The sequence below is a fragment of the Gordonia lacunae genome (assembly GCF_002149015.1).
Classification (GTDB): domain Bacteria; phylum Actinomycetota; class Actinomycetes; order Mycobacteriales; family Mycobacteriaceae; genus Gordonia; species Gordonia lacunae.
The window spans coordinates 1-10,668 of sequence record NZ_NGFO01000063.1 but is presented as its reverse complement, the minus strand read 5'-3'; the positions used below and the strand labels follow the sequence as shown (position 1 = coordinate 10,668).

Here is a 10,668-nt window from a genome sequence, read left to right as displayed (position 1 = left end):
GGTGCGAGGAGCGAAAGCGACGWACTGCCCCCGCCCGCCCCCTGAGGTGCGAGGAGCGAAAGCGACGAGCCTCGAAGGGCCTAGGACCGAACGCCGAACCGTCTGAGTTCGGCCGGTGTGATCAGACGTTCCGCTTCGGCGGGGAACATCATCGGGGAATCGCGGCGTCCTCCGAGTCGCCCACCGGTGAGCGAGTTCAGCAGGGAGCCGCGGCGGGGCGTATGAAAGGTGTCAGCCAACTTCATGACCAATCACTTCCTGATACTTCACTTCGTTACAACGGACTCAAACTTTGTTCTACTGTAGCGGCTGTTCCCGATCGTGTCGCCGGAGTTCGGCGTGGCCTCCGCCACGTCCCCCGCGACTGCCGACACGTGTGAATCCCGCACCTCAGGGTCCCGAAGTGGCGAGTGCCGCACACGACGGCTAGATCGATCATTCCACGCGAAGCGTTACGTCGCGGGTAGCGACGCGCCCCTCACCTGCATGAATGACTCGACGCGGTCCTTGTCGACCATTCGGAGCCAGCCGAGGGCTGCGCTCAGGAGGCGCTCTACCGGGCGTGAAAGACCGAAGCCGCCGACCCTGAGGGATCGGCGGCTTCGGCTCGTTGAAGGACGGTGCCGGCCAGTGCGCCTCTCGGCAAACGACCGCTCGTAGCGGCAAAAGGGTGGGACCCGGGGCATTGAGTCCGTCACCGTCGCGGGGTACAACTGCGCTTCGGCGCGCGGTATTCCCGGACCGGTTCCTACCCGGTGGCGTTGATGCGCCGGCGGCGAACCCGCTTCACGACGAACCACGCGATCATCAGGACCAGCACCAGGATCACGATGTTGGACAGCACGCCGCTCCAGCGTTCCAGTGCCGGGGCGATGGCCGGCCCGAAACCGAAGCCGATCCCGATCCACAGCGCGTTCCACACTCCCGAACCGAGCGTCGTGTAGGCGGTGAAGCGCCAGAACGGCATCTTCTCGATGCCGGCGGGGATCGAGACGAACGAACGCACCAGCGGCACACACCGCCCGAGCAGAACCGCCAGTCCACCCCAGCGGACGAAGTATTCCTCCGCCTTGTCGAAGTCGTCGTGGTCGAGCAGCGGGAGCCGCCCGACGAGACGCCGCGTGCGGTCGCGACCCAGAGCGGCACCGATCCAGTACCAGAGCCAGGCGCCGACGAGCGAACCGACGGTTGCGGCCGCCCAGGCAAGCCAGACGTTCATGCGGCCCTCGTAGGCGAGGAACCCGGCGCCGGGGAGGACCGCTTCGGACGGGATGGGCGGCAGGAAGGTCTCGAGCAGGATCGCCACGCCGACACCCAGTTCGCCGAGTGTGTCCATCAGGTCCAGGATCCAGCCGATGAAACCGCTGTGGCCCTGGGACGGGTCGGTCTGGGCGAGTACGGCGGCGAGCTGCGTTGGCAAGGAATGAGTCCGTCTGTCCGAGGGGCGGTCGGCTGGTCCCCGACATCGGTGACCGCCTCGGGCGCCACTCTAGTAGGGCATCCGATTCACCCGGTTGCCGCGCAGGTCAGCCGGCCGCATGCCTCAGGCGAGGCCGGCGAGGAACCGGTTGGCCCACTGCACCGCCGTCACCCCCGGGCTGACCTCGAAGTCGCGGTAGGTCCCGTGGGACCCGGACTGCAGGAAGCGGTTGAACGACCTGATCTGTTCGCGGGCCCGCTCATCGCCGAGTTCCTGCACGATCTCACCGGGGCCACCGAGGGTGAGCAGTTCGGCGAGGATCGCCCCCGCCTCCGCCTGGTACTGGCCGACCTGGCTCGGCGTCGGGTCACTGGTCTCGGCGAGGTAGCCGACGATCCGCGTCACGTAGTAGTCCCGGGGCACGTTGCAGTACACGTCGGTGGGTTCGCAGATCGTGAACGCCCTCGGCAGAACCCAGCCCATGCTGTCGAGGCGCGGTCCGCCACTGCCTTCGCCGCGCAGCGGCGGGCCGACCAGGTTGTCGCGCTTGGACCGTCGCGGATCGGCGATCAGCACGACGCCGGCCACCTGACCCGGCTTGATGGCTGCGCGTCCGGTACCTATCTCGGAGGCCAGGTCACCGGCGGCGTCGGCGCCCTGGCTGTAGCCGACCAGCGCGATCCGGGTGCCGGGGCATCGGCGCAGCATCTGCAGGGCCAGTCCCGTCGTGTTGGCCACGGCCTGCGCCTTCGACTTGCCGTAGATCGCCTTCTCCCAGGGGAACGCCGTGGCGTCGTATCCGACGTATTGCACCCGGGTCTCCGGTCCGAGCCCGGCGGTGACCTCGGCCAGCAGGCCCGGATTGGCACCGTTGGACCAGGTGCCGGGCACGGCGAGCACGTAGATCTCCGGGCAACCGCGCGGCGCGGCGTCGGCCTTCGGGAGGGCGACGCCGCCTCCGGCCAAGACGACACACAACAGCGCGCACACGGTCGCGGCGATCCGACGCATGGTCCGTTCCCTTCGTACTGGCCGGTGAGGCCCGACTGCGATGAGGCGAGTGTAGGGCGGGTGCCCCGCCGGTGTGGTGCAGCCCGCGGAACACCCGGAGAACGGTGATCAGCCGGCCGGCACGCCGGGACCGATCTACCCAGCACGGTGATGGGTTACACGCAGAACTCCCGCCCACCCTGACCGGGTGAGCGGGAGTTCGGTGCTGTTCGGTGCGGGACGCGCGATCAGCGCTGCGCGACCTGCGTGGGCACGATCGGCGCCGGCAGGTCCGATGCCCCGGTGAGGAACTTGTCAGCGGCCGCCGCAGCCGACCGGCCCTCGGCGATGGCCCACACGATGAGTGACTGTCCGCGACCGGCGTCGCCGGCGACGAAGACGCCCGGCTGTCCGACTGCGGCGAAGTTGTTGTCGCGCTTCACGTTCCCGCGGGGGTCGTAGTCGACACCCATCTTGTCGAGAAGATCCTCGCGCTCGGGACCGACGAAGCCCATGGCGAGCAGCACCAGGTCAGCCTCCAGCTCGAAGTCCGAGCCCTCGACCTTCTCGAAGCGACCGTCACGCATCGCGACCTCGTGCGCCTTGAGACCGGTGACCTTGCCGTCCTCACCGATGAACTGCTCGGTGTTGACCGAGAAGACGCGCTCGCCGCCCTCTTCGTGCGCCGACGACACGCGGTACATCAGCGGGTAGGTCGGCCACGGGGTCGACTCGGCGCGCTCGATCGGCGGCTTCGGCATGATCTCGAACTGGTGGACGATCTCGGCGCCCTGGCGCAGCGAGGTGCCCAGGCAGTCGGCGCCGGTGTCGCCGCCACCGATGATGATGACCTTCTTGCCCTTGGCCGAGATCTGGCCCTCGACCTCATCGCCGAGCTGCACCCGGTTGGCCTGCGGCAGGAACTCCATGGCCTGGTGGATGCCGTCGAGTTCGCGGCCGGGGATCGGCAGATCGCGACCGATGGTCGAGCCGTTGGCGAGGATCACCGCGTCGAAGTCGGCGCGGAGCTGCTCGACCGTGACGTCGACACCCACATTGACGCCGGTGCGGAAGACGGTGCCCTCGGCCTCCATCTGCGCCAGACGGCGGTCGATGTGGCGCTTTTCCATCTTGAACTCGGGGATGCCGTAGCGGAGCAGACCACCGATGCGATCGGCCCGCTCGAACAGGGTCACGTCGTGCCCGGCACGCGTGAGCTGCTGCGCCGCGGCCAGTCCCGCGGGGCCGGAGCCCACGACGGCCACCGACTTGCCGGTCTTCTCCGACGGCAGGACCGGGGTGACCCAGCCGTTGTCGAAGGCGTTGTCGATGATCTCGACCTCGACCTGCTTGATGGTGACCGGCGGCTGGTTGATCCCCAGCACGCACGACGCCTCGCACGGAGCCGGGCACAGGCGGCCGGTGAACTCTGGGAAGTTGTTCGTCGCGTGCAGACGCTCGATGCCGTCGCGCCACTGGTCCTTGTACACCAGGTCGTTCCACTCGGGAATCAGGTTCCCCAGCGGGCAACCGTTGTGGCAGAACGGGATACCGCAGTCCATGCAGCGGCTCGCCTGCGTCTTCAGGTGGCCCTTGTCGAAGTCGGTGTAGACCTCTTTCCAGTCCAGCAGACGCAGTTCCACCGGGCGGCGGTCGGGCAGCTCCCGCTCGGGGTGCTTGAGGAATCCTCTGGGGTCAGCCACGTGCGGCCTCCATGATCGCTTCGTTCACGTCTCGTCCGGACTTCTCCGCCTCGGAGATGGCCAGCAACACACGCTTGAAATCGCGCGGCATGACCTTGGCGAACTTGGTCTGGGCGGTGTCCCAGTCGCCGAGAAGTGCTGCGGCAACCGGGGAATCGGTCTCGGCACGGTGTTCGTCGATGATCGCGGCGAGGAACTCGATGTCCTCGTCGACGAGCGGCTCGAGGTCGACGAGCTCGGTGTTGAGATTGTCGGCCAGCTTGCCCTCGGGGTCGTAGACGAAGGCCATGCCGCCGGACATGCCCGCCGCGAAGTTGCGGCCGGTCTCACCGAGGACGACGACGCGCCCACCGGTCATGTACTCGCAACCGTGGTCACCCACGCCCTCGACGACCGCCGTGACACCCGAGTTGCGGACGCAGAAGCGTTCGCCCACGATGCCGCGCAGGAAGATCTTGCCCGCGGTGGCACCGAACCCGATCACGTTGCCGGCGATGATGTTGTGCTCGGCGACGAAGTCGTCCGGCGCGTTGCGTGCCGGACGGACCACCAGACGACCACCCGACAGTCCCTTGCCGACGAAGTCGTTGGCGTCGCCCTCGAGGCGCAGCGTGACACCCTTCGGCACGAAGGCGCCGAAGCTGTTGCCCGCCGAACCGGTGAAGTCGACGATGATCGTCCCGTCGGGAAGACCCTGTGCGCCATAGGCCTTGGTGACCTCGTGGCCCAGCATCGTGCCGACGGTGCGGTTCACGTTGGTGATCTTCGAGGTGAAGGACACCCGGGTTCCGTGGTCGATCGCCTCGCGGCTCTGTGCGATCAGCTGCTGGTCGAGCGCCTTGTCCAGTGCGTGGTCCTGCACGCCCGAGCAGTACAGATCCTGGTTCATGAACGGCGATTCCGGCATCGTCAGGATCGACGACAGGTCGAGCTTGCCCGCCTTCTCCGACTTCCAGTGCGCCAGCGCCTTGGTGGTGTCGAGCGCCTCGACGTGCCCGACGGCTTCCTGCAGGGTGCGGAAGCCCAGGCGCGCCAGGAGTTCCCGGACCTCTTCGGCGATGAACAGGAAGAAGTTCTCGACGAACTCCGGCTTGCCCGCGAAACGCTCACGCAGGAGCGGGTTCTGGGTCGCCACGCCCACGGGGCAGGTGTCCAGGTGACAGACGCGCATCATGATGCAGCCGGAGACCACCAGCGGTGCGGTCGCGAAGCCGAATTCCTCGCCACCGAGCAGGGCGGCGACGACGACATCCCGGCCGGTCTTGAGCTGGCCGTCGACCTGCACCACGATGCGGTCGCGCAATCCGTTGAGCAGGAGGGTCTGCTGGGTCTCGGCGAGGCCGATCTCCCAGGGTGCCCCGGCGTGCTTCATCGACGTCAGCGGGGTGGCACCGGTGCCACCATCGTGACCGGAGATGAGGACCACGTCCGCGTGTGCCTTCGACACGCCCGCCGCGACGGTGCCCACGCCCACCTCGCTGACGAGCTTCACGTGGATGCGCGCCTTGGGATTGGCGTTCTTCAGGTCGTGGATCAGCTGAGCGAGATCCTCGATCGAATAGATGTCGTGGTGCGGCGGCGGCGAGATCAGCCCGACGCCGGGCGTCGAACCACGGACCTCGGCGACCCACGGGTACACCTTGTGCGGTGGGAGCTGTCCGCCCTCACCGGGCTTGGCGCCCTGCGCCATCTTGATCTGGATGTCGGTGCAGTTCGACAGGTAGTGCGAGGTGACGCCGAAGCGTCCCGACGCGACCTGCTTGATCGCGCTGCGCCGCCAGTCGCCGTTCTCGTCGTGATGGAAGCGACGCGGATCCTCGCCGCCCTCACCGGAATTGGACCGGCCGCCGAGACGGTTCATGGCGATGGCCAGGGTCTCGTGGGCCTCGGCGGAGATGGAGCCGAAGCTCATCGCACCGGTCGAGAAGCGCTTGACGATCTCGCTCGCCGGCTCGACCTTCTCGATCGGGATCGGGTCGCGATCGCCGAAGTTGAAGTCGAACAGGCCACGCAGCGAGGCCATCTGGCGGGACTGGTCGTCGACCAGCTTGGTGTACTCCTTGAACACCTTGTACTGACCGGTGCGCGTGGAGTGCTGGAGCTTGAACACCGTGTCCGGGTTGAACAGGTGGTATTCGCCCTCACGACGCCACTGGTACTCGCCGCCCACCTCGAGTTCGCGGTGCGCGCGCTCGGAGGGACGGTCGGAGAACGCCAGCGCGTGACGCACCGCGACGTCGGCGGCGATCTCGTCGAGGCCGATGCCGTCGAGCTGGCTGTTGAGTCCGGTGAAGAACTCGTCGACCGTCTCCTGCGACAGACCGATGACCTGGAAGAGCTGCGCGCCGGTGTAGGAGGCGAGGGTCGAGATGCCCATCTTGCTCATCACCTTGAGCACACCCTTGCCGGCGGCCTTGATGTAGTTCTTCTGCGCCGTGGCCAGGTCGAGGTCGCCGAGCACACCGCGCTCGATCATGTCCTCGATCGACTCGAAGGCCATGTACGGGTTCACCGCTGCCGCACCGAAGCCGACGAGCGCGGCAACGTGGTGGACCTCGCGGCAGTCGCCGGACTCGACGATCAGGCCGGCCTGGGTCCGCTTGCGCTCACGCACCAGGTGGTGATGCACCGCGGCCGTGAGAAGCAGCGACGGGATCGGCGCGTAGGTCTCGTCGGACTCGCGGTCGGACAGGATCACCAGGTTCGCGCCATCGTCGATCGCGGCGCTGACCTTGGCGCGCACCTCGTCGAGCGCCTTGCGCAGTCCGGCGCCGCCCTCGGCCACCGGGTAGAGGCCGTGGATGTGCACGCTGCGGAAGCCGGGCAGCTCGTCGTTGGTGTTGATCTCCACCAACTTGGCAAGCGTGTCGTTGTCGAGGACCGGCGACGTCAGCTCGATCTGCCGGCACGACTCGGGGCCGGGATTCAGCAGGTCGGCCTCGGTGCCGATGGTGCCGCCGACGCTGGTGACGATCTCCTCGCGGATCGCGTCGAGCGGCGGGTTGGTCACCTGGGCGAACAGCTGCTGGAAGTAGTCGAACAGCATGCGCGGGCGCTTGGAGAGCACCGCGATCGGGGTGTCGGTGCCCATCGAACCGAGCGCCTCGGCACCGGTCTTCGCCATCGGCGCGACCAGGAGGTCGAGTTCCTCGCGGGTGTAGCCGAAGACCTGCTGGCGCAACGCGACCCGGTCGTGCGGCATGTGCTGGTGCGGCGGCGCCTCGATGTCGTCGACCGGGACGAGTCCCTGCTCGAGCCATTCCCCGTAGGGGTGCTCGGCGGCGAGCTCGTCCTTGATCTCCTCGTCGTCGACGATCCGGCCGGCCGCGGTGTCCACGAGGAACATGCGGCCCGGCTGCAGGCGCATCTTCTGCACGACGTCGGAGTGGTCGATGTCGAGCACGCCGACCTCGGAGGCCATCACCACGAGGCCGTCCTTGGTGACCCAGATACGGCTGGGGCGCAGCCCGTTCCGGTCGAGGACGGCGCCCACGACGGTGCCGTCGGTGAAGCACACCGACGCCGGTCCGTCCCAGGGCTCCATCAGCGCGGAGTGGTAGCGGTAGAAGTCCCGGTGCTGGGGCTTCATCGACTCGTGACGCTCCCAGGCCTCCGGGATCATCATGAGCACGGCGTGCGGGAGGGACCGTCCACCGAGGTGGAGCAGCTCGAGCACCTCGTCGAACCGGGCGGTGTCCGACGCACCGGGGGTGCAGATCGGGAAGATCTTCGACGCCGCGTCGGCGCCGAAAGCCTCGGTGTCGATGAGCGCCTCGCGCGCCCGCATCCAGTTCTCGTTGCCGGTGACGGTGTTGATCTCGCCGTTGTGGGCGACGCGGCGGAACGGATGCGCCAGCGGCCATGACGGGAAGGTGTTGGTGGAGAAGCGCGAATGCACCAGTCCGAGCGAGCTCTCGACGCGCGAGTCCTGCAGGTCGACGTAGAACTCCCGCAGCTGCGGGGTCGTCAGCATGCCCTTGTAGACGAAGGTGCGTCCGGACAGGCTGGGGAAGTACACGGTCTCGCGGCCCGGGCCGTCGGCACCGGCACCCTTGTTGCCGAGTTCGTACTGCACGCGCTTGCGCACCACGTAGGCGCGACGCTCGAGCTCCATACCCTCGGCGCCGCCGACGAACACCTGGCGGAAGGTCGGCATGGCGTCGCGGGCCAGCGCTCCGAGCGAGCTCTCGTTGGTGGGCACCTCGCGCCATCCGAGCAGGGTCAGACCCTCGGCCTCGATGACCTTCTCCACGCCCTCACAGGCGAGGCGTGCGTCCTCCGAGCCCTGGGGCAAGAAGGCGATACCGGTCGCGTAGCTGCCCTCCGCGGGCAGCTCGAAGTCCACGGTCTCCCGCAGGAAACGGTCGGGGACCTGGATCATGATGCCGGCACCGTCACCGGTGTTGGGCTCGGCGCCCGCGGCGCCGCGGTGCTCGAGATTCACCAGCGCCATGATCGCCTTGTCGACGATGTTGCGACTGCGCCGCCCGTGCATGTCCACGACAAACGCCACGCCACACGAGTCGTGCTCGTTGCGTGGGTCGTAGAGACCCACCGGTCCCGGAGCCTGCTTCATAGTTCGCCTCACTTTGCGCGCGAGGGGTGCACGCACTACCCGTCGTCAATGTCTGGGGCCACACCCGGCCGTGTCGGACCGCGGACCGCGATGTCCCCGGCGTCGTCGTCATCCACCCGCATCGGGGCTGACCTGGGCAGAGCCGACGATCACAGCGGCGGTGAGTCCCGGTCAGCGCCGTTGCTGACGGTCCCTTCGGGCCGCATCGTCGGGGCCCGAACCACCCTGCTCATCGCAGCTACCGCGCGCAGCACGCCAGAGCGCCCCCGGGCAGCCGTATGAGCATTGTGAGCCATTTTTCCACGCGAAGGGCCGAGTCAAGAAATCCGGCTACCACAATGGCACTGCAGGTGCACGTCAGACGGGGATCGGGCGTTTCGAGGACTCCCCCGCATGACTCCGACGAGGCCGTCGGTGAGGGATGCGACGCGGTCGTCGGTCGCGGTCGGATTGCGGCCCGATCTCGCCCGGGGCGATCACCCTCGCGGATGGCGTCGAGCATCTACCGTCAGGTGATGAGTGTCACTGTGCCGGCGGACGAACCCGTGGCCACATCGATCGTCGTCGAGCATCCATTCGGTCGCCTCGGCGTCGATCCGCACGGTTCGCGGCGCTCCCGCGCGGTCAATGCCTACCTGGCCCGGGTCACCTGGCCGATGATGGCGGCAGCCGGGGTCAGTCACCCGAGGGTGACGGCGCAGATGATCCAGCGGACGCGCCCGGCGCTGAACCGGACGATCGAGCGCCTCAACCCACCTCCGGCCAACACCCGGGTGGTCCTCGTGCGCGAGAACTTCCGGGGCGGCCAGGTCCGCGGCGAATGGGTTACCGGCCGGCACGCCGCCGCGCCGGTCGCCGGCTCGCGGATCCTCTACTACCTGCACGGAAGCGGCTACGTGGTGTGTTCCCCGCGGACGCACCGGGGCCTGGTGGGGCGGCTCGGCAACCGGACCGGTCTACCGGCGTTCAGCCTGGACTACCGGCTCGCCCCGGAACACGCCTGGCCGTGTGCGGGCAACGACACCATCCGCGGCTACCGCTGGCTGCTGTCTCAGGGGTACCGCGCCGAGGACATCGTGATCGCGGGCGACTCCGCCGGTGGGCACCTCGCGCTCGACCTGCTCGCCGTCAACCACGCGACCGGCACCCCGCAGCCGGGTTCGATGGTGCTGTTCTCACCGCTCTACGACCCCACTTTCGAACTGGCCGTGCGCAATCAGCGGACCGGAGTCCGCGATCCGATCATCGACGCGGTGGCCGCCCGAAAGATCCTGCGCCTCTACACCCGCACCGCGGACCCCGACCATCCCCGGATGCGTGTCCGGCTGACGCCGGACATGGACCTGCCCAAGACCCTGATCCAGTACGGAGCGCGCGAGGTGATGGGTGCCGACGCCCGGGCCACTCATGACGAGATCACCGGCGCCGGCGGGGTTTCGGTCCTCCAGGCATGGCCGGACCAGGGGCACGTCTTCCAACTGATCCCGCGCCTGTCGGCCGAAGCGCGTTCGGCCATCGACATCGCGGCGAAGTTCATCGAGGTGACAGCTCCGGTTGCTCCGTGATCAGGAGCGTCCGGATCTGCGGAGGGCGCGTCACTCCCCGCTCCCGGAGGAGCGTCCGGAGCTTGCAGAGGCGCCACCCCTCTGCTCCCTGAGGAGCGTCCGGAGCTTGCAGAGGCGCCAGGCAGGTTCAAGTGGTCGCCGCAACAGCCTGACTTGTGGAGGCTGTGGTGGCTGTTGCTGGGATACGCGTTGGGGAGGATTTGCGGGCTCGGTTTTGGAGTGAGATCGAGGCGGGGGCCTCGGTTGTAGCAGCGGCCCGATCGATCGGGGTGTCGTCGTTTACCGGCTACACGTGGATGCATTCTGCTGGGCGTTCGTTGCCCAGCGGTCGCGGTCAAGGCCGGGTCAAATCTGCTGAGGTCCACGAGCAGTTCTGGTCGGGATTACGTCGGGGACTGACTGTCGCGGGGGCAG

The 10,668-nt window shown here is 68.0% G+C and carries 5 protein-coding genes; 1 reads left to right on the top strand and 4 read right to left on the bottom strand.

What is annotated here, in order from left to right:
- Positions 1-748: 748 nt before the first annotated feature.
- The 4 genes from CA982_RS25775 to gltB all read right to left on the bottom strand — a co-directional run bounded on the left by CA982_RS25775 (position 749) and on the right by gltB (position 8,689).
- Positions 749-1,420 (bottom strand): DedA family protein, encoded by a 672-nt coding sequence (locus CA982_RS25775; RefSeq protein ID WP_086537911.1) that lies wholly within the window; start codon positions 1,418-1,420, stop codon positions 749-751.
- A gap of 123 nt (positions 1,421-1,543) precedes the next feature.
- A complete protein-coding gene (locus CA982_RS25770; RefSeq protein ID WP_086537910.1) occupies positions 1,544-2,431 on the bottom strand; it encodes a cutinase family protein in 888 nt (295 codons plus the stop codon).
- A 227-nt stretch (positions 2,432-2,658) separates the two neighbouring features.
- Positions 2,659-4,113 (bottom strand): glutamate synthase subunit beta, encoded by a 1,455-nt coding sequence (locus CA982_RS25765; protein WP_086537909.1) that lies wholly within the window; start codon positions 4,111-4,113, stop codon positions 2,659-2,661.
- The gene (gltB, locus tag CA982_RS25760) at positions 4,106-8,689 is read right to left on the bottom strand and encodes a glutamate synthase large subunit (RefSeq protein WP_086537908.1); all 4,584 of its coding nucleotides are present in this window, start codon (positions 8,687-8,689) and stop codon (positions 4,106-4,108) included. The genes CA982_RS25765 and gltB overlap by 8 nt, the downstream gene beginning before the upstream one ends.
- Before the next feature lie 515 nt (positions 8,690-9,204).
- Between gltB and CA982_RS25755 the strand changes: the two genes are divergently transcribed.
- Entirely contained in the window at positions 9,205-10,254 is a 1,050-nt protein-coding gene (locus tag CA982_RS25755) for an alpha/beta hydrolase (RefSeq protein WP_086537912.1), read from the top strand.
- Positions 10,255-10,668: the final 414 nt, after the last annotated feature.

Excerpts from the sequence above, each read along its gene's own strand:
- CA982_RS25770 (WP_086537910.1), bottom strand. The coding sequence starts at position 2,431 with ATGCGTCGGATCGCCGCGACCGTGTGCGCGCTGTTGTGTGTCGTCTTG.
- gltB (WP_086537908.1), bottom strand. The coding sequence starts at position 8,689 with ATGAAGCAGGCTCCGGGACCGGTGGGTCTCTACGACCCACGCAACGAG.
- CA982_RS25755 (WP_086537912.1), top strand. The coding sequence starts at position 9,205 with ATGAGTGTCACTGTGCCGGCGGACGAACCCGTGGCCACATCGATCGTC.